The organism is Pseudoalteromonas luteoviolacea CPMOR-1, assembly GCF_001625685.1.
GTDB lineage: Bacteria > Pseudomonadota > Gammaproteobacteria > Enterobacterales > Alteromonadaceae > Pseudoalteromonas > Pseudoalteromonas luteoviolacea_K.
Window position 1 is genome coordinate 230,498 of the sequence record NZ_AUYC01000035.1, and the last position, 22,099, is coordinate 252,596.

The window sequence follows — 22,099 nt, forward strand, 5'->3', positions numbered from 1 at the left end:
GAAGCGAGTACGTTCAATTTGCGCAAGGTGAATATCGTGTGAAAGGCTAATGACACAGCGCGAAGCGCTGACATTCTTTTCGCGCAAGGTGAAGTGAGCAATTTAACCAAAGGTAGTCGTTACGCCCCTATTAAACCATAGCATGTTCTCTCTACGTCATTCCGGACTTGCTCCGAAAACCATAGAATAGTCACAGAAAAAATAGATCCTGAATCAAGTTCAGGATTAACGTGCAAAATGTAACGACTGCGAGCGAAGCGAGTACGTTCAATTTGCGCAAGGTGAAATGAGCAATTTTAACCAAAGGTAATCGATACATCTCTATTAACCCATCGCATGTTCTCTCTACGTCATTCCGGACTTGCTCAGGAAACCATAGAATAGTCACAGAAAAAATAGATCCTGAAACGATATATGGACTCCACCACACTTCACATACAGTGTAATTCCAACGGGCTATCTTGAGGCAGCATAATTCTACTAATGAACTGTACTAAAGTTGAGGTAGTTACAGGTGTATTACCGATAAGACATCTACATCATGAAAACTCTATTCATCAAAAGTAGATTCTCTCTATGTCATTCCGGACTTGCTCCGGAAACCATTGATTAGCCTTACCCATTAAAATAGATTCAGCGATTTTCGTTAGTTTTTCAGATGAACATAATTGTTGAATAGTTTGGAATTTATCATTAGCCCCACGGATACCGTACTTTGGGTAGGTTTTAGGAAATTCATTTACTTCCGCTTTTATAGATTGCATTTCACATTGAGGTAGAAAGCTCTCCAATATCTCAAAGCCGTTTTCTCTAATATTCAAGTTTCACAGCTCCCTTAAGGCAATATAATGCCGTAAATAAGCGGCTAATAATAGTTGGCTATAATTGGTTAGGTACGAACCAAATCAAGCTTTTTGGTTCCGCTCATAATGCGCTTGTTATGTACCAACTAAAACCAATTTAAAAAGCTTTTAAAACCCAATACAACTAAAAATAAAAGGAAAACTACGAAAACAGAAAAAATCGAGAAAGCAAGAGTGGTAAATTTCGGCTCTTGGTTATTTTTCAAAAAATCAGTTTCGAGCTTAGTTACTCCATTAAAACCGTCAAGTTCATTTCCAATGTACTCGCCTTGTTCAATCGCTTTTTCACAAGCATAAATCAAATTTCTTAAACCAGATTCATCACCAACAATGTGGCGATCTATTTGAAAATCACTTCCATCTTTTAATTGAGGCATAGTCTTCCTAATCAGCAGACCAAATTCTTAGCACATAAGGCACGAGCAAAGCCAACTGTTTTTGTCCGCACTTATTAATTTTCTTTGTTATAAGGCCTATATACCTTGATCAAGTGGATATTTAGTCAAAACCCCAGTTAGTGAATTTTCTTTGATCCAACTCTCAGCTAATTCGGGCCCACTGAAAACATGGGCAGAAAAGTCAGCATTGCTTTTTTGAATACCTATATTGACTTCATTCACTAAACTCCAAAATACCTAACGCTTTGCTAAACGGTAGTGATTTTGCCAGCGAAGCATAAAAGTAAAAAGCGCCACAGTTTACGGAATCCGTTTTGAGCAACTTGTTATATTTCATTAACTCGCCATTCAATTTGTTCTTTTGACACAATGACTTGCTGATAGTTGCTTATAACACCTTTTTCAGACAATAATACATGATCAAATGGTGCACTAACATCAAACCATTCTCCAGAAGTAGATACAAACCCTTCAAAATCAAACTTTGAAAGGTCTGCTACTTTCCCACTTATCCAGTCTATAGCTTGTATTTTGGCAACGCATACGATTTGATGTGTTGGAATCGCATTATGGAAGAACACTCTACTATGTATATCTGTTTCATAATCACTGCCAGTTCCGTAAATAACTAAACTTTCATTCGGATTGCAAATGACGCGTTCAACAAGTAGCTCCCAATTAGATTGAGCCCAATCGTGAAAATACTCCTCAAACGTAACTGCAAAATCACTGGGTCGGTTCTCAGCCTCTTTTGCATATCGTTCGTATGCTAACTTAATTGTTTCAAAACCGGAAACTAAGTGATTTCTAAAATTCTCCATTGCCGGTGCTACAAGCTCTACTTTCATAAAATTAACAAGGTTCGATTTAAATATAACGCCGCTAATAAACGGCAAAAAATAGTTGGTTAAAACTGGCGATGAAGGAGCACAAGCCATACGTTTTGCGCCCTTTTTAGTAACGTGTTAGGTTTTCAATACAGAGAATTTTTATAACTTGATTTATATCCATGTTCTGTACTTAAATAATTGGGCCAATTTTTAGCAATAATACTATTTAAGTTATCGGATATTGAAGCCCATTTTTCGGTATTTTTATATACCTGAACTCTTATCATTAAGGGCATTGGAATATGTTCAGGTGAATCACCAACTATCCAAATCCTTTTGTCTACATTTATCCACAAACCATCTTTTGAACATAAGGAAACATTAAACATATTTAATGAATCGTTTTGCCTTATATCCTCAAAGAAACGAAGCCCATTTTTATCCGCAAAGTTTTTTAAGGTGATTCGTAAATCTTCCCATTTAGCTATTTCCAGATCAAGAACTGCTGAATAATTTGGAGTTTTCCCAATCATATTTCTTGAGAAATTACCGCCATAACATTCTTCAATATATCCTTCAGGTGTTTTACTCCCTTCACCACAACTACATAGCAAAAATAGAAGTGAAATTAGTATGCTGAGTCTCATGAAAACCTAACAAATGATATGGATTCCCGGCCACTTCCCCACAATGTGCCATAGTAGTGTCGAGCAAAAACGAGGAGAGTCCATATGTCTTTAATTCAAGTTGTTGGCATCAATTTAGCCAAATACGTTTTTAGTATCCATGAGGTTGTTGAGCATGGCAAGTGCAAATCGCATAAACTATCGAACGAAACAAATTCTTAGCTGAAATTACTAAATTACCGCCCTGCTTGATTGGTATAGAAGCATGCTCAAGTGCACATTACTGGGCTAGAGCGTTTACTAAACTCGCAACACAGTGCACATAATGGCTTCTAAATTTGTCATTCCTTATCTCCAAAATGAATAGAATGACGCCAATGATGCTGAAGCAATTTGTGAAGCTGTTGCTCGTCCCTAAACACGTTTTGTCTCCATGAAAAGTGAAGAGCAACAAGCTGTGCTGTGTTTACATCGTATTCAACAAGGATTAATTAAAGACCGTACTGCCAATATCAATCGCTTACGCAGTTTACTTGCTAAGTTCGGTATCGTAATACATCAACTTGCTCGTGAGCTATTGACCGATGAGTGGCTCGGCATACAAAGCCTTAATCAATAAATATTAAAGTACGACCAGCAACTCTATGCGCTTTCAAAACAAATGCCTACTGCAAAATTATTAATGAGCATTCCAGGTATTGGAGAAGTCACAGCAACCGCTGTTGTTGTGACTGTTAATGACGCTAAACATTTTAACTCTTGCCGCCAACTCCTGCATGAATTAGTTTAGTGCCACGACAATACAAAACAGGGGGCAAAGTCCATTTAGGCGCATCAATAAACGTGGTGAAAAGCATATTCGCACATCACTTATACATGGTACTCGCGCTGTGATTACAAACTGTAAAACAAAAACAAATAAAACCAGTGTGTGGTTACAAGGCTTGATTGAACGACATGGTTGTAAACGTGCTGTTGTAGCCCTTGCTACGAAAAATGTCTGTTTAATCTAGGAGTTGCGGCAATCAGGTGGGTGACAAATAAAATGAGCAGACACATTTTAAAGAACGAAGTAATTTTAAAGAGCGAAGTAATTTTCGACATATCGGGCTATTCACTATAAAAAATTGTGCCTGTCCTATTTTGATTATTAACCAAAGGTAATCAACAGACCCTTTAAACGCACCAATCTAGTCGCAATAGGTTAAACATGGATCCTGAAGCAAGTTCAGGACGACGGATTTGGAGATTGGTGTATTACTGATAAGAAATCAACACCATGACACCACAATTAATTTTGAGGATGTTCTCTTGTCGTCATTCCGGACTTGAGCCGGAACCCATAGAATAGTCGCAGACAAATGGATCCTGAAACACGTTCAGGACGACGGATTTGGAGATTGGTGTATTACCGATAAGAAATCAATATCATGAGACCACAATTGATTTTGAGGATGTCCTCTCTTCGTGATTTCGGGCTTGCTCCGGAAAACAAAAATGAACAGACACATTTTAAAGAGCAAACTAATTTTTGAATTATCATTCCAAGACAATGGGCTCTTCACCATAAAAAATTGTACCTATCCTATTTTGGTTAGTCTGGGCCCAACTGCAATCAGGCAAAGATTATCAGGTTGATTATGTGTGATTTAATTAACTAAACGAGGTTCACCAAAACGGTTAACCCCACCGAGTCTCAGCAATGGCTATTGACAATAACACGGTCAGGGCGATAGCGTAGCAAAGCTAATAAACACCGTATGTAGAGCTGCTGTCAGATCCTCTTTTTTTCGAAGTCACCTATTGCTTGAGTCCATGTAGCCTTACCTAAGTAGGAACAAAAACCAACTTTTTTTGTCCTACTTGAACGACTTGTTATGCTCCGATCTCTACTAGGTACTTACCTTTTATTTCTTTCACTTTAAGACTTTGGTTTATCTCTTGCACCTTTGCTAGTTGGGCGCGATTCATGAAGTTATTTTTGAATATATCCCGGTAGCCACCATTTTCATAATCATCCATCCATGCCAAATGCTCATATGAAACTTTAACAGACAGCCCTCCCAGAATTCCCTTTTTAATCTTTGTTTCCGTGCTAATGTCATACCCAGCTTCGATTTCTAGTTCATATGCATAGCTCATGACACAACTACATATCAACTCACGAATTACCTTTTCAAAAGTTAAATCGTAATCCTTCGGGTTATACCAAATAATTAACTCACTATACGTATGCTCATTGTAAACTGCATTAAATAAGAGTTCGAATCCTACAACATTTTCAGTAACACCACTTAAAGCATAATATTTGTCGTGCCCATGTTTTTCGAGTTTATTTCTAAAAGCTTGAATGCCACAAGATGAGCCTTTTCTTATCCCATAAGGACCGCCGATATCAAAATCCAATGGTATTTGTAAATTATTTTCGAAAAAAAACAGAATGAAGTCCATCAACTTAGGTCTATCTATTTTATTCTGGTCATCGTCAATAATATAGAATTTATAAACTTTGAATTTTTCACTTTTCTTGAAAAACACAGCTTAACTCCCATAAGGTGCATAACGCCCCGCTAAACCCAGACAAGTACGGATATTGCCTTGAAATAAAATGAGCGAAGCGAATCACAAGGCAGCTGGCGTGTTGGGCTTTAGTTTAAGCGGTTTGTTATGTGTTTATTTCTAATTCTTTAAAATAGGTTTCGAAAAGTAGGTCTGCTTCTTGGCAGCCATTCGAAACTGTATATGTGACTAACTCCTGAGACCCTACTACATCCCAAGATTTTTCCTTAGGTTTGAAGCCTCTTTCTTTAAACCATCCCGTAACTTTATCTAGCTCAGGGGAGTCATTCTCAGTTTCACATATTATGAATGAGATTAGGCTACTTTCTTTCCTGAAAAATTTATTTAACATAAAGATAGATAAACACTCATTAACATATAACGTCCGCATAACGGACTAATAATGCTTGGCTAAAATTGGTCAGGCACGAGCCAAGCTTTAAAAGTCTATGCGTTGATGCGCTTGTTAGATTTTTAAAATGCATTGCCGCCGTTTATTATAATTGGCGCAGAACTTCTGAAGAGTTCCTTGTTTCTACCTGAGATAAAGCCTGAGGCAATGACTCTACCATTAAGGCTAGATACTGTAATTTTCCCGTGGTAAACCCTAGAGGAACATGCAACATTCCCTTTACCAAATGGAATATGATATGTGGTAGTCGCTCGGCCATTTAATACTAGTTTTTGGCCTGTTGTAAGCTCAGATTCCATACCGTTATTAGCAGTTCCTCCATGAACCAAAGGAGCACCATTTATTGTATACAAATCTAGTTTTATTGTGGTTTCAACATCACTTAAATTTGATATTACTAGTGATAGCTCAGTTACATGATTCGCATCACAATACTGATTTCCAGGCACAGAAAACTCAACAGTTCTGTCGTTTGCATAAATACCTGAACTGAAGAATGCTGACAGCAATAATAGTTTTATAAAATGTTTTTTGATTTTCATGGTCATCCCTTTTTGTAGTTAAAAATATAACCCCGCTAATAAACGGCAAAAAATAGTTGGCTAAAAATTAGCAATTAAGGAGCACAAACCTGCTGTTTTGCGTCCTTTGGTTTAGGCTCTTATTATGAGAATTTACTCGATTTCCCATTCTAAAATTCCATCTACTGGGCGTGGTAACCTGCTCTCTAACCATTAAGCACAGGTCCCTGGCCTAAAGTCCATGTTTTCACACTCTATTACCCAAGATAAGCACTCTTCAGGCCCTCCATTCATGTACGGCGGTGGCGAAACTGGGTAAAAAGATGTTGGAAGCCTCTCACCTAATGATAAATAATTTAAAACATGTCCTAACTCTTGGACTGTATTCCACGCTAAATGATGAGTTGTATCAATTGTGAATTTAACCCACCAACTTTCTTTCTATTCAGAGCCATGCGCTATCGCACCTGTGACCGAGGGTACTTTTTCTCAGAATGCAATTAATTTTGAAAATGCTCGACTATCCATAATTCACATAACGCCCCAAGCAGTGTTGACAAGTATTGGCGGGCTTTTTGCCCGCGAAGTGGGAAAGAAAAAATCGTGACAATGTTACAAATCTGGCTGACTTGGCTTGTTATAGCCACTCACCACGTCCACTACCGAATTTAAAACGGTTTGGTTCAAAAACAATCTGTGATCGCCATCAATTACATGGTAATCAACTTTTTTACCTGCTTTTTTAAGTGCAGCAAAATACTCATTGCTCAGATACGGTCTCGTTACCTTATCATCTTTACCAACGAATAATGTAATACCGATTTCATTAGCCACATTGTCAATCAACTCAATTGGCGAAATAGTAGCTAGACTTTTTTTAAAGCCTTCATAATGAGAACTTTTATACATATCCGCTCTCCATCGAGGAATATTACATGGGCAGGATACAATAAATGCATGGTTAATAAGCCTAGGGTATAGAGCAATCAACTTAGCTGTTATGGCAGAACCTCCTGAATGGCCAGCAAGGATCACTTTAGCTGAATTGTGGTATTCCTTCAGTTTTTGAATCGCTTTTGCTATTTGATGGATTCTTGATTCATCATAATTATCCCCAACCGTTTCACCTCTAATACCATCAGAAGTCCGTTTTAAATGATCAGTATATCCAGGGCGAAGCATACCCACGCTTACAGTATTTATAGAATGCAGAGCTATTTGATTTGCAAATTCATATTGATAAGACGGGTTATTAAATGGTGAGTCACCATGCAAAGCAACTACAAGTACTGGAGCTTTTGTGATTTCTTCACTTTTGTAAGTTTTTATTTTAGTACAAACACCCTGAACATTTACGTCATTCAAAGAACTATTACATTGAGCCTCAACCGTATTTACGAAAAAAAGACTAATTGATAAAAATAATAAAAATTTCAATGATACTTCCTGATATCGATTGTGGTTATAACGCTTAGCTAACAGGCAAAATTGAATAAGCTAAAATCGAGCGAAGCGACCAGCTTATTAATTTTTCCCTAGTTTAGCGCCTTGTTAGATGCCTCTATAGTTTCTATCAAATCTACATATACGTTCATTACTCATTTTTCCAATTGAAGGATTTCTAATATTCTTGAACCCTCGGTGAATCTTATTTCTACAACTTTACCTTCAATTTTGTCTATTTCCATTTGGTTGAGGTCAATATCAAAAATCCCCCTATCATCCAATCTATAATCAAAAACAATACCTCCGACCTCAAATCTTACGAGATCCCAGTCTTTATTATACGAATGCAAACTTTTTAACGTTCCTTTTATGGAGTCAGAATTACTATAAAGCTCATCTAACTGACCTATCTCTAATACCGATTTTCGGTAAGAAAAATAAAGTAAAAGAGCAAAAATAACTATGGCTATAACCAAAATAATCGGAAACAACTCACGTTGTTGCGATTTTATATTTCCCCTATAACTACTAATAGCAGATTTTGTTATCGGCTCATTTAACTTAATATGTAATTTCAAAGCAGCAATAGAAATCAAGACAAATACTGCAAAACCAAAGGGTATAGCAAATGCTTTGTAGTAAATGAATTCTGGTGAAATTTGGTAAATAATATTCATAAGCTGGTTCTACTTATGTGAGAAGTATTCATAAATATCCAAAAGCACCTAACAATTTAATATCGACCCAATGGGTCGTTTTTCTCACTGTACCAGTTTTATCACAATAACTAACTTGTTGCTACAGATATATTTTTCAATCATTATAGACATTATGGGTCGTTTTCTTGACCGTAAAAGAAACACAATAGAACTGTATATAAACACAGTTACCTTTTAGAGCTAACTTAATAAGAGCTCGTGCACCATTTTAAACCACATCGTCTAGTTTATGTTGACTAAGCAATATTCACGCAGAACCGTTGATACACATCTCAACTGGATTGCTTCCTATGTTCACTTTCAAGATTAGCGCCCTCCAGCTTCATTGCTTGGTAACAACGTGCAAAATGTAACGACTGCGAGCGAAGAAGCGTGTACGTTCAATTTGCACAAGGTGAATATCGTGTGAAAGGTTAGTGACACAGCACGAAGCGCTGACATTCTTTTCACGCAAGGTGAAATGAACCATTTTAACCAAACAAAAACAATACCCTTATTAACCCAAAGCAGATCCTCTGCTACGTCATTCCGGACTTGCTCCGGAAACCATAGAATAGTCACAGAAAAAATGGATCCTGAATCTTGTTCAGAACGACGGATTCGGGAGGAGGTGCATAACTGATAGTAAATCAATATCATGACGCCTCAACTAAACCATCGCACGTTCTCTCCACGTCAATACGGAACTGCTCCGGAAGCCATAGATTAGTTACAAAAGACATGGATCCTGAATCAAGTTCAGGACGACGAATTCAGGGGCATGTGCATAACTGGCCATGAATCAACATCATGACCCCATCTATTAACACATCGCTGATTCTCTCTACGTCATTCCGGACTTGCTCCGGAAAACATTGATTACCAACAGAACAAATGGTTCCTGACTCAAGTGCAAAGCAACAAACACTCATGAACTTATGCTTTAAAAGAATCGACTTTTTCTTTTAAGCTACTGGTGTAGTCACCCAATGCACTACTTACTTCAGCATTTAGCTGCGCATTTTTAGCAATTTCAATGATGCTATTGTTGAACTCATTAATGTTGGTACTTATCTCCGCAATCACAGAGGTTTGCTCTTCAGTCGCAGTCGATACTTGCACATTCATATCGATAATCTCGTTCACCGCGCTATTGATTTCATTCATATACTTAGCAGACTCGTTCGCTTTTTCAACGCTCGAAGTTGCACTCGTTTGCGCATTTTCCATCGCAGTAACGGCATTTTGCGCCATTGACTGTAACTTTGTGATCATCTCTTTAATTGACTCAGTTGCTTTTTGCGTATTATGCGCCAGCTGCCTAACTTCATCCGCAACGACCGCAAACCCTCTGCCCGACTCACCAGCCCGAGCAGCTTCGATTGCGGCATTTAATGCCAATAAATTGGTTTGCTCAGCAACACCTTGAATCATCAAAACAACTTGGTTAATTTCGTTACTTTGCGTATTTAAAGCTTGAATTTGTTCGGTATTGTCTGCAACTAAGCCAGCCAACTGCTCAATCGACTGGATATTTTGTGTGATCGTACTTGTGCCTTGCTGCGCGAGCGTGCCTGAGGTTTCAGCTTTTTGTGCTGTTAACTGCGCATTGTTAGCCACTTCTTGAATAGCAGCGCTCATTTGCGTCACAGCTGTCGCAATCATGGCTGTTTGCTGCTCTTGATCTTGAGACGTATTTGCCATCGATGAGCTGATTGATGTCAAGTTGTTAGATGTCGAGGTCAATTCCCCTATCATTTCAATCAGACTTTGAACAAGGTTATGTAAACAATCGACCATCATATTAAAGTCGTTGCCTATTTCGCTAAGCTCGTCTTCGCCAACCACTTTTACCCGCTGCGTTAAATCCGCATTTTGTGCAATGGTTTTAATGGTGCGTCGCAAGCCTTTCAATGGCTTATGGATAGAGCCATAGATCAACCAACTGACACTCAACATCACCACAATCACAAGTACAGACGCGACTATCATTCCAACTCTTGCTGCATCGGCTTCTTCATGGCTCACTTCAATCAGTTTGCTGGCCTCGTCAAGCTGCAAAACCATTAATTCATTGTAGCCTTCGCTAAGCGGGTCAAACGTCTCGTAGAGGTCTTTGACAAATTGATTGTAAGGTACAGAATCAAAGTTATCTTGTGCAATTAAGCGCTGGTATTCTTGAATTAGCTGATTAACTTCTCGCTCAGACTGCTTAATTTGCTGAACAATCGATTGCTCTTTACTGGTCAACTTACCCCCTAAGTAAATTTCCCACTCAGCAATCGCAATTGATTTGGCCTCTTCAATATTATCAAGCGCTTGTGATGGTGTTAATTGCTTGCCTCTTAACTTATGAAATGTATCAACAATAACCACCGCATAGTTGTCTGAGACCACTTTAATCTCTTTAAGTGGTAAGACTCGGCCAGAATACATCTTGTCCATATTCGTAACGAGGTGGGAAATCGTAGTGAGCGTAAACACTGTCGCAATCACAAAAAGGATTGCGGGTAATCCAGACAACGACAATAAACGGCTTTGTACAGAGAAATTATTCAACATCAATTTTTCCTTAGGCTTTGCCTAGTTACCTTGATATTTGAGTATTGACTAACTATGTGAAATTACAATGTAAAAACGTGACTGATCCACTAAAGTATTGAATCACAAAGACTGTTCAAACCACTTTGTCACATAATCGAAAACGATCACTGTGTGACGAGCGAATTTAGCGACGCATTCAATATTATAAACTTGCGATGTAATAGACTTGGCAAACTACTGCTAAATAACTTAAAAACAGTACTTTATGTACAATGGGCTGCTGAGTCTTAAATGCAGAAAAAAACGCGAAAATGAATGAAAATATAAGAGAGATGAAGCATATAATTGCCAAAAAAAATACAATTTTTTGCGGTACATAAAAATCACAGTCATAGGAGCACCCATAAAAACGCTCTATCATTAAGCAAGCCAATATCGTTTGTGACACTCCCCAAATACTTAAAAACAGCAAAGCAGTATGTGGCAAGTTCCAAAAAACAAATGCTTGTTTTTTAATCACTAAAATATCCTTTTACAAAACACACCGACATAATGATAATGTCACTATGACTCAAAGCTTAATAGGCGTTCAATCACATAAACATCACGCACCGGTATAAAATGCGTTCCCTCTTCCAAACTGATATTTCTTTCATTCTTTAACTCAGTCATTTGCAAATTCAATCTTCATCTTAATACCATTGTTAGATACGCCTTTAAAGTTGATACCCTATTACGCCAATGAAATAACAAAGAGGTTATTAAAACACATTGATAAACGAACAAATTATGTCTGGACTTAAAAATAATAAAGCCCGCTATTTGCGGGCCTTCGTAAAGCACATCCTAGTTACATTCAACGATTAAAGCTTCGGATGTTGATGCCCTAAGCGCTATTTTGCTCAACCCTACTTCAGCATTGCCAACAAGTGATAATTTAAATGGAGACATTGTCTGAGATAACTTAGCCCCAAGGCTTGCAAAGCAAGTCAAAGGCACGGCTACCTGCTGCCAACCATTTGTGAGCGCGCTCAATTTTTCAGCTGGTATTTTAACTTGTGAGCGGCATTTGATCTCTTCCTGACAATTCATCCCTATATAGGCTTTTGAAATTGAGCCTGATTTTAAAGACATATCAAATGTTAAGTACGCACTCGAGTTAACATATGCGCTGAGATCTTCAGGGAAACCATGTTTGCTAAGCAATTGAACACCCGCTATTTTTGCATCACTAAAAGACAATTGCAGGCTGTCTTCCTGCACAAAACGGTCAATCGTTCTGTAATCTACGCCATTGAGCTGCTCACTATTAGAGCGGATCGGTTTTCTCTTATAACTTTCAGTGAGATATAGCGTCCATGGCTTTTTAGGCTGGCCATCATATAACAACTCTACTTCATTGACGCTGGCACTAATATCAAAATACTCGCTCAAATTGTCTTTCAAAATATCCTTTGTTTCGTAATCCAATCCAAACCCGTATTCAAATAATGGGCTTTGTCCATCAAAACGATTGACGTGTTGCGTCGGTGAATTCGGCCACGAAAATGACAGTTTACCTGTAAAGTCATATTGAATACTGTCATTTTTATCTTTTAGCAGCACGTCAGCAACCCCTCCGCCTTCAGAGCCTGGTAGCCAAAGTGCCACAAAAGCATCGCTGGCGTTTAGCTCAGCATTCATCCACATTGGACGACCACTAATGAAAAGTGATACAACTGGGATATCTTGCGCTTTCAATGACTTTAATAACATCAAGTCTTTGTTAGTTCCGTATTGATATGCCAAATGCGGTCTATCCCCTTGTCCTTCTGCGTAAGGCTCCTCTCCAAATACAACAATTGCGACATCAGGCTTATTATCCTTATCGTACGAACCATCAAGACTCAGGGTAATCTCACCACCCGCTTTTAACACCTGTTGTTTAAGACCTTTATAAATAGATGTACCACCAGGAAAGTCAGCATTAGCATTATTGGTTCCCTGCCAAGTGATGGTCCACCCACCTGACTGTTTACCAATATTGTCAGCACCATCTCCAGCAATTAACATGTTTTGTTTGGGAGACAAAGGTAAGATCCCAGCTTTGTTCTTGAGCAGCACCAGAGATTTTCTCACTGCTTCTCTGGCAAGAGCTCTGTGTTGATCATTACCCATTATTTTGCTGTCACCAGCATACAGTCGCTGGGCAGGGCTTGACTTATTGAACAGGCCTGCGCGTATTTTCACTCTAAGAATACGGCTCACCGCATCATTCACTCGACTAAGCGCTATGGTGCCGTCTTTTACTTGGCGTACCGTATTATAAAACAATGGTTTCCAGCTTTGAGTCGGCGCCATAAACATGTCCAATCCCGCATTGATTGCTTGTGGACAATTGTCATTAGCACACCCTTGGATTTGCCCATGACCATTCCAATCTCCGACAACAAAGCCATCAAAGCCCATTCGGTCTTTCAACACTGTCGTCAGCAAGTATTTATTGCCATGTATCTTGTCGCCATGCCAACTATTAAAGGATGCCATTACTGACTGAGAGCCCGCTTTTAAGCCACCTACGTAGCCTTGTGCATGAACTTTAAATAGTGTTTCTTCGTTAACAACGTTGTTTCCTTGATCATCTCCTTTTAGAGTGCCACCGTCACCAACAAAATGTTTAACGGTGCTGATCACATGCTGCTCTTGAAATACGGTATTTGAGCGCCCATCACCTTGAAGCCCTTTAACAATGGCATAGGCATAGTTACCGACTATTTCTGGGTCTTCTGAATACCCTTCGTATGTTCTTCCCCATCTGTCGTCTCTTACAGTCGCAACCGTGGGTGCGAAGATCCAATCAATGCCCGTAGCCAGCACTTCTTTTGCGGTAACTTGAGCGATTTTTTCTATCAATGCAGGATCATTTGCAGCACCCAGACCAATATTATGAGGAAATAAAGTCGCACCAATCACATTGTTATGACCGTGAACCGCATCGGTGCCCCACATCGTCGGGATAGAAGAGCCGTCCAAAGAAGTATCAATAGACGCTTGATACATCGACTCAGCCAATGCCACCCAATCAGCCACTGATGCATGTTTGTCGCCATTTGGAAAAGCCCCGCCGCCATTTAAATAAGAGCCGAAGCCATATTTGCGCATATCTTCAACCGTGATATCGCGTATTTCTGGTTGGATCATTTGCGCGACTTTCTGTTCAATGGTCATCTCAGCAAGTAAAGCTTTAATCTGTAATTCAACCTCTTCAGATTTTTCAATTTCAGACACAATATTTGGCCAAATAGTTGGATCTTTGCCCTTATCAGCTGCTGTTTCTAATCTTTTTGACTGTCCGCACGCACTGAGCAAACTCACCATACACACACAAACTAAAGAGGTTTGTTTTAAGTTGTTCATTGCGCTATCTCCTTTATCGATTTTTTATGGCACCCCCAAAGTCCAAAATAAGCAATGAAGATATAACAAGCAGCGGGTAAGAAGAATGAACCCTGAAGCCCGATATTGTCAGCAAGCAACCCTTGTAAAATAGGAATGATAGCGCCGCCGACAATCGCCAAGCACAATAAACCTGAGCCACGGCTCGCATCTTTACCTAAACCCGAAATAGCTAAACTGAAAATCGTAGGAAACATAATAGAGTTGAATAAACCAACCGCGAGCATCGCCCACATTGCAAGTGCGCCGGTTTGATTTACGGCAAATACAATCAAGCACATTGAAACAACAGCATTAAACGCCAGTACCTTTCCACCCGCGATTTTTTGCATGACCGCGGCCCCAATAAAGCGCCCGATCATTGCTCCGCCCCAATAGTACGCAATGAGCTTGGCAGCTTCTGCTTCATTTAAGCCTGCAATGCTGGGTTGATGTAAAAAGCTTACTAGAAAACTGCCAATCGACACTTCTGCACCTACGTATAAAAAAATGCCAATAGCGCCTAAAATCAAGTGTGGATGATCAGTCAGCGGCCTGGTACTTTTTGGGCGTTCATCCTGTGATTCGACCAATTTTGGTAACTTAAGTGCAGAAAACACAAGTGCTAATACCCCTAAGATAGCAGCAAGCAATAAGTATGGTGCTTGTACCGCTTCAGCACCACTCGACACCGAATCTTGCCCCGAAAACAGCAAATATGCACCAAAAAATGGCGCAATAGTGGTACCCAGTGAGTTGAATGCCTGTGTCAACGTTAACCTAGATGGTGCGGTTTCAGGTTTACCCAGTGCGCTTACATAAGGGTTCGCAGACACTTGTAACACGGTTATCCCTGACGCCAATACAAACAGAGCAAGTAAAAAGACTTCATACAGTCCAATAACAGCTGCTGGTCCAAACATGACACATCCCAAAGCAGCAATGAACAGGCCAAGTACAATGCCTTTTTGAAAGCCAATTTTACTGACGAGGTTTCCTGCGGGGATCGATACAATGACATACGCGCCAAAAAAGCAAAATTGCACAAGCATCGCTTGCGTGTAACTAAGTTGAAATGCCCCTTTTAGATAGGGAATTAAAATATCGTTCAAGCAGGTAATAAACCCCCACATGAAAAATAAACTGGTGAGCGCACAAAGTGCAAATCCAATGTTTTTAGGGTATTCGGACGATTGCACTTGCGCAGCTTTTGAAGCAAACTCGGTTGCCATAATAAAAACTCCAACCAGCATCGAGCCAATGCAACAATGTCTGTTGCATGCTCAATACTTAAAAATAACTAAGAGATAAAAAAGTGATTAGATTTATTGAAAGCTGTATCTCACACCCAGGGTATATCTTGGACCGTACTGCCTTGCGAATAAGAACTGTCGTTCATACCGACCAAAGCCTTGTTCAGTTTCGTCGTTGAGGTTTATGCCCTCAAAAAAAACCGTCCAGCGTTCATCAAGGTCATAATTCACACTGGCATCTAGCTGGGCATAGGCTTTTGCAAATTGAGGCGGGTTGTCAGCTGAGCCTTGATCTTGGCCAACACCTATCAAATATTCGTCACGCCACGCGTAAGTGAACTTAATAGACAGCCCATCTTTTTCATAAAAAACTTGTGCATTTGCAGAATCGCTTAACCCCGTAAGCGGTGTTTGCTGATCTAAGCTATTTACATCAAATTCTACGTCGCCATCGACAAATGTGGCATTGAGTCCTATGCCAAAGCCGCTCTCACCAAACACATGTTGAAATGCCACTTCGAAGCCATCGACCTTTTTAGTATCTGTCGCATTAAATGGTTGGGTTATCTTCCAGAGCAATAACGGATCATCGTCAGCAGGTTCAATGTAACCTTGCGAGTTAAGCGTCGCGCCATTGGCCTGCATTTGCAGAAAAATCGCATCACTGGTTGCTTGCTCACCGCGTGCTTCAATATCGGCAACCGCCTGATTCCATTTCGGACCTTGATAGATATCTTTAAATCCATCAATGGTTGTTTCAGTAACCCGACTGCCAATGAAGTTTTTGACTGACTTTTTAAAGTACCCGATTGCTGCGTAACTACTTTCATCGTAGTAATACTCAAGGCTTAAATCTAAGTTTGTAGATTCGAATGGTTCTAGATTCGTATTACCTTCATTGCCGTTTCGAGAGCCTATTTTAGGGCTACCAGAGAGCACACGCCCGCCCGCCAAATCTCCCAAAGGTGCACGAGTAATGGTTTTACCCCAAGAAACTCGGCCTACCAGCTCATCGGTAATATCTACTTTTACATCAAGCATTGGCAGTAGCACATCATGCTGCCCTTCAGACGTATATGTATTATCCTCTGGGAGATATTGTGTGTGCCACTCACTGCCACCTAGCCACCAAACCGAAATCGGAATTTGTTGTTCATCAATACTAGTTACGTCGGTTTCTTCATATCGAACACCGATGTTTAAAGCAACAGGGAATGAGGCGACTTCAAACTCCCAAGCACTCTGAACATAAAAGCTCATTGTCTCTTCTTGCACAGAGCTACGAGAAAAGGTGCCCAAATCATGGTATGCCGTGGTGGCGAAATAATCGTCACCACCGAGCACGTCATTGGTAAGGAATGCTTCAGAGCGTGCGACGACCTCGTCAAAGTCAAAGGTATAGTAGTAATTCGGATTTAAATTTGCACCGCCGCTGGCAAATGCATCTAAAAATCCATTGGTATCGTTTCTGATAAACATGCTGTCAGGGAACATTTGTGGCCATGCCGGATTAAATAAAAACCCGCCAATTAAACCACTCCAAGCGTTAGACCCGCCCATCGTTTGATCCGTCATAGCAACACCAAATTTGACATCAATCAATGGAATGTCAAAGCGGTCATTTTCCCATGTTGCATCTATTTGTAGCTGCTGAACCTCTGCCTTTCCAGGCGAGTGAACAAACTGGCTAAAGTGCGAGTCAATTTCACTTTCAAGCAGTGTTGTAGAGCCATTCAACCAATGTATTTGCGCATGTGGAACATCGCCAGTGCGATAATCATAGTTTTTAGTGCGTAGCTGATCGGATCCTAACACCAAAGAACCTTCACTACCGATGCCTTTATCAATACCGTTATCAGTTTCGCTTGATGAGTCGTGATAATCCACAGCGATATGCCATACGTTATTAATTTGCCAATCGATATTGATACCTGCTGACTTTTCAATGACTTCGGTTGTTGAGCGTGATGCGGTAAAAGAGCCGTCATTGCCACTAATATCGGCAAAAACCGCTGTACCATTTTTATCTAATTCATAGGCATTGATGTTGCCACCATATTCATTCCACATCCCCCAACCAATACCATTTTTGCCTGTCACGGCTTTGGTGTGGGTGTAATCTACTGAAAGCACCAAGTCGTCAGTGGGCGCATACTGAAACACAACGTGGCCGTTGGTTCTGTCCCTTTCCAAATCTTCAATGCCATAGTTCATGTCTCGAGGAAAAAAGTAATCGCCTACTCGATTTCCGTCATTATCTAATGGTCTAGGATCAATCACCTTGCTGTCATCGATATTGCCGGGCAAATCGACATTGGCTTGCCACCCTTGAATGTGCGCCTGCTGCTTTTGAAAGTCTCTTTCATGATGTGTAAGAGAGAACGACACACCCAATGTATCGTCAATAAAGGTGTTTGAATAAAGCGCTGATAACTCGGGTGTCACATCGTCATTTTCGACGTTTGACGAATCATGGATCGCTTTTGCCGAAAAGGTATAGCGCTCACCGGGACTTGCCAGCGGTTTTCTAGTCACAATGTTAACTGTGGCGCCTAGACCACCGCTTGGGTTTTCTGCGCGTGCTGTTTTGAATACCTCTAATGCCATTACACCATCAGCAGATAAATTCTCAAGACTGTAAGATCTTGAGTTACCTGTGCCCGGCATTTGGCGACCGTTTAACGTAATTAAATTGAAATCGGGACCAAAGCCTCTGACTGTGATCTGGGAACCTTCGCCATTACTTCGGCTGACCGCAACACCGGTAATACGCTGTAGAGATTCAGCTAAATTGGTATCTGGGAATTTGCCCATTTCCTCAGCTGAAATCGCATCCACAACCCCAGATGCAATTCTTTTTAGATTCATAGCACGGGTCAAACTGCCCTTGATCCCACGGATCTCAATGACTTCTATTTCTGGATTTTGCGCATCTGTCGCTAAATTCGCTGTTGATTGTTCTTCGGCAAATACCTGCCCTGATAGAGCTAATGACACACACAAAGCCACGCGCGAAGATACAAATTGAACTTGTTTCATAACTAACCTACATAAATTCTCTGTTCTGGGGGGAAATTTATCCCCCCTTGTATTTGCCGCGTTACGGCACCGTGATTTCTGCGTTATCAACTCTGTAAACCGCACCTTCGCCAGTGCCCCATGCAGGGAACACCATTACAACATTGATTTTTGATAAATCTAAGCCTGCGTCAGCCAACGACTGTAAAGAGTAGGTATAGGTTTGCCACTGCCCTGTAACTGGCGCTTGTGCTTCAATGCTCGCACTCAAATCAAGCTCAACAGCTGTTTGCGCATCGAGTGATTCAATTTTGAATTTCCAAGTACTACTGGCGTCATTGGGTGCATTGAGCACTTTCATGTCAAAGCGAACAACCCCTTCTGCTTGCAAGGTGCTGGCATCAAAATGTGAACCAGTATTTGCCAAAAACCCCATCACTGTAGGCTCGGCGCCAATAGAAAATTCGGCGGTCATGCCATGCTCTGTATCATCTTGTTGCTCTGTAGGGGTAGAGCCTCCACAGCAATCCCACATTGGCCAGCTACTGTTTTGTCCATCTTTAAAAAGCGTAAGAGAATGTGATTGAGGTACTGAGCTTGGATTGTAGATAAGCACATTATCTAGCCTAAATACTGCCCCGTCACCTGTTCCCCAAGCGGGAAAGACCATCACAACATCAATCGCTGTCACATCTAACCCAGCTTCTAATAAACTTTGCAGGGAATAAGTATATGTTTGCCACTGGCCAACGACTGGCGCTTTACCTTCTTGACTTGCAGCCAAGTCCAGCTCTACCGCGGTAGTCGCATCCATAGATTCAATTTTGAACTTCCAAACAGACTCTGCGTTGGCTGGCGCACTCACCACTTTCATCTCAAATTGAATGACACCCGATTGCAAAAATGCACTGCTGTCTAGATAAACACCATCATCTGCAAATAGGCCAACAACTGTCGGTTCGCCACCAATGGTGTATTCAGCAGTCATGCCATGTTGTGCATCGTCAGTGACGAGCTCAGGTGTTGACCCACCGCAACAATCCCATAGCGACCATTGTGACAACACATCATCTTGAAACAGCACATGCCCTTCAAATGTTGGTGCATCCATTGGTTGATAGAATTTAAGATTATCGACGCGATAAAGTGCACCTTCACCCGTGCCCCACGCAGGAAAAATCATCACCACATCAATACCACTCACATCTAACCCTGCACTGGCTAAATCCGATATCTTGAATGTATAGGTTTGCCATTGACCCGTAACTGGTGCCAATCCTTCAATACTGCTTGCAAGGTCAAGTTCAGCTGCGGTTTCAGCGTTATTACTTTCTATTTTTAGCTTCCAAACCGATTCGGCATCCGCTGGCGCATTCACCACTTTCATTTCAAATTGAAGCATACCATCGGAAAACATGGACGAGGCGTCAAATGGTGCTGGTGATACTCCAGCTTCGGTGATATTGTCAGCGCGCGATATAAAACCTAAAACAGTTGGCTCACTCCCCACAGAAAACTCAGCAACATTGCCGTGCTGGGCATCGTCTTCAACAATTTGTGGTGTTGTGCCTCCGCAGCAATCCCATAGTGGCCAAGCTGGGTTAATCGACTCTTCAAAAACGACAAATGATTGAGGCGCAGATACACTATCACCGGAAATACGCATGTTTGTCACTTGATATACCGCGCCGTCGCCACTGCCCCATGTCGGGAATATCATCACAGCATCGATTGCACTCAGGTTAAGGCCTCCATTTGCCAGCGCTTGCAGAGGAAATGTATACGTTTGCCACTGGCCAAGTGCAGGCGCTTGACCTTCAACACTGGTGGTCAACGCAACTTCAGCAGCCGTTGATGCATCGACGCTTTCAACTTTTAAAAGCCAAGGGGTGTCAGCGGCACTTGGAAGGCTAACAACCTTCATTTCAAAGCTAAGCGTACCGCCATCTAGAAGTGGGCTTGCATCAAATGGGGTGGCTGCTCCCGTCTCGTCAGTAATAAACTCATCTCGAGAAATAAACCCATTCACGGTTGGGCTCTCTCCAACCACAAACTCATAAGCAGTGCCCTTTTCAGCATCATCAACTAAAGTAGGTGTCGACCCGCCACAGCAGTCCCAAGCCGGCCAATTCGGATTGGGTGTACCGGTAAAAATATCTAGATTCTGGGCGATGCCGGAGGAAGGCGGAATTGGCGTGGGCGCTTTACCCTCAACCAATGCATCCTCTAAGCCATCAAATCCTCCGCGCACTGTGTCACACCCTTTCCCCGTCTCTGGATTAATTTGGCATTGATACACACGCACGTAATCGATTTCAAAATGCTGACCGTTGGCAAAAGCAGAGGCATCGACGCCCAGTTCATTCACACTTTCAGGCCAGTTTCCACCTACCGCAAGATTGAGCAGCATATGGAATGCTTGGTCATACGGCGCGTTATCCCAATGGGTTTCTAACTCGCCAGAATCTTGCCCAAAATACTCCGTAAACCATCCGCGATAAATTAGCCCAACGGCATCACCATCTCCATTATATAGCGCTTGCGAACGGCGCTGAGTTTGGTACAAGTAACCATCCACATACCAACGAATTTCCCCTTCTTGCCACTCAATGGCATAAGTATGAAAGTCATCCGCGGGGTTCATATCATCTGGTAGTAGATATGCTTTACCACTTGATTCGTTGTCTGGCCAATCTTTGCCATAATGCAAAGTGCCATATACATGTCGTTCTAAAGTCCCATCTTCACGTTTTGCTTTTAGATTAACCGACTCAACCACATCAATTTCACCGGACTTTGGCCAGCCGCCATATGCTTCATCGGTGGGTAACAGCCAAAATGCTGGCCAACTTCCTTGGCCAGATGGTAATTTTGCCCGCACTTCAAAACGTCCATACTTGAAATCTGCTTTGTTTTTTGAACTTAACCTCGCTGACGTATAGGGTTTTTGCTCTCCCTCTGCCGCCGGTAAAGCGACAATGTGTAGTACGCCATTGTCAATGTAAGAGTTATCGCTACTGGCTGTGTAACATTGTTGCTCGTTGTTACCGCCACCAGCACAATTCACTTCATGTTGCCACTTATTAGCATCAATGGTGTCTGTATCGAACTCATCGCTCCATACGAGTTGCCAATCAGATACGGGAACTTCTGGTGAGATTTGGCTGGTATCAGTGTTTGTTTCAGCGCCCCCGCCACACCCTTGCAGTGTCGCACTCAGCAGGCAAACACCAAACACTTGGTTTACTGTTGGTTTCATTTCATTGCTTCCACATTTGCTCACAGTGCATATGTGATATTTTCTTATTTAAAAACATCACTCTGTGAACCTTGGCACATTTATCGTTGTCATTTGGCCAAATGCATTTAGTTTAAATGCAAATTAAAAATGTAAATTTGGCAGTTAAAATATTGATAGAAAGATAATAATGTGACAATTGAAATGCGCTATCGCGGTGCAATTTTGCGTCAATGCTGGTGCAGATGCACCGCACACGACAAGACGAAACAATTACAC

The 22,099-nt window shown here is 41.1% G+C and carries 13 protein-coding genes and 2 pseudogenes; 1 reads left to right on the top strand and 14 read right to left on the bottom strand.

What is annotated here, in order from left to right:
- Positions 1-557 precede the first annotated feature (557 nt).
- From N473_RS15630 to N473_RS15645, 5 genes are all read right to left on the bottom strand, one after another.
- Entirely contained in the window at positions 558-821 is a 264-nt protein-coding gene (locus tag N473_RS15630; protein ID WP_063368723.1) for a hypothetical protein, read from the bottom strand.
- Positions 822-949: 128 nt separating this feature from the next.
- On the bottom strand, positions 950-1,240 hold the full coding sequence (locus tag N473_RS15635) for a hypothetical protein (RefSeq protein WP_063368724.1): 291 nt from the start codon (positions 1,238-1,240) through the stop codon (positions 950-952).
- 96 nt (positions 1,241-1,336) lie between these two features.
- A complete protein-coding gene (locus N473_RS26535; RefSeq protein WP_196766421.1) occupies positions 1,337-1,483 on the bottom strand; it encodes a DUF7710 domain-containing protein in 147 nt (48 codons plus the stop codon).
- A gap of 104 nt (positions 1,484-1,587) precedes the next feature.
- Entirely contained in the window at positions 1,588-2,199 is a 612-nt protein-coding gene (locus N473_RS15640; RefSeq protein WP_063368725.1) for a hypothetical protein, read from the bottom strand.
- Between the two features lie 35 nt (positions 2,200-2,234).
- The gene (locus N473_RS15645) at positions 2,235-2,738 is read right to left on the bottom strand and encodes a hypothetical protein (protein WP_063368726.1); all 504 of its coding nucleotides are present in this window, start codon (positions 2,736-2,738) and stop codon (positions 2,235-2,237) included.
- Positions 2,739-2,822: 84 nt separating this feature from the next.
- On the opposite strand from N473_RS15645, the pseudogene N473_RS15650 reads away from it, so the two are divergent.
- A pseudogene (locus N473_RS15650) lies at positions 2,823-3,730 on the top strand (IS110 family transposase).
- Between the two features lie 862 nt (positions 3,731-4,592).
- Here the strand turns inward: N473_RS15650 and N473_RS15655 are convergent.
- The 9 genes and pseudogenes from N473_RS15655 to N473_RS15705 form a co-directional block, all read right to left on the bottom strand.
- Positions 4,593-5,255: a hypothetical protein gene (locus N473_RS15655; protein WP_063368727.1), complete on the bottom strand. Its 663-nt coding sequence runs from the start codon at positions 5,253-5,255 to the stop codon at positions 4,593-4,595.
- A gap of 495 nt (positions 5,256-5,750) precedes the next feature.
- On the bottom strand, positions 5,751-6,230 hold the full coding sequence (locus N473_RS15665; protein WP_063368729.1) for a hypothetical protein: 480 nt from the start codon (positions 6,228-6,230) through the stop codon (positions 5,751-5,753).
- Positions 6,231-6,821: 591 nt separating this feature from the next.
- Positions 6,822-7,646 carry an alpha/beta hydrolase family protein gene (locus N473_RS15670; RefSeq protein ID WP_063368730.1) on the bottom strand — a complete coding sequence of 275 codons (825 nt, stop codon included), beginning with the start codon at positions 7,644-7,646 and terminating at the stop codon, positions 6,822-6,824.
- 161 nt (positions 7,647-7,807) lie between these two features.
- On the bottom strand, positions 7,808-8,332 hold the full coding sequence (locus N473_RS15675; protein ID WP_063368731.1) for a hypothetical protein: 525 nt from the start codon (positions 8,330-8,332) through the stop codon (positions 7,808-7,810).
- 957 nt (positions 8,333-9,289) lie between these two features.
- Positions 9,290-10,915 (bottom strand): methyl-accepting chemotaxis protein, encoded by a 1,626-nt coding sequence (locus tag N473_RS15680; RefSeq protein ID WP_081221211.1) that lies wholly within the window; start codon positions 10,913-10,915, stop codon positions 9,290-9,292.
- Between the two features lie 828 nt (positions 10,916-11,743).
- Positions 11,744-14,293, bottom strand: a complete 2,550-nt coding sequence (locus tag N473_RS15690) for a glycoside hydrolase family 3 protein (RefSeq protein ID WP_063368733.1) — start codon at positions 14,291-14,293, stop codon at positions 11,744-11,746.
- Positions 14,290-15,543 (bottom strand): sugar MFS transporter, encoded by a 1,254-nt coding sequence (locus N473_RS15695; protein ID WP_063368734.1) that lies wholly within the window; start codon positions 15,541-15,543, stop codon positions 14,290-14,292. The genes N473_RS15690 and N473_RS15695 overlap by 4 nt, the downstream gene beginning before the upstream one ends.
- Positions 15,544-15,636: 93 nt before the next feature.
- A complete protein-coding gene (locus N473_RS15700) occupies positions 15,637-18,603 on the bottom strand; it encodes a TonB-dependent receptor (RefSeq protein ID WP_063368735.1) in 2,967 nt (988 codons plus the stop codon).
- A 580-nt stretch (positions 18,604-19,183) separates the two neighbouring features.
- A pseudogene (locus N473_RS15705) lies at positions 19,184-21,841 on the bottom strand (family 16 glycosylhydrolase); the annotation flags it as partial.
- Positions 21,842-22,099 lie beyond the last annotated feature (258 nt).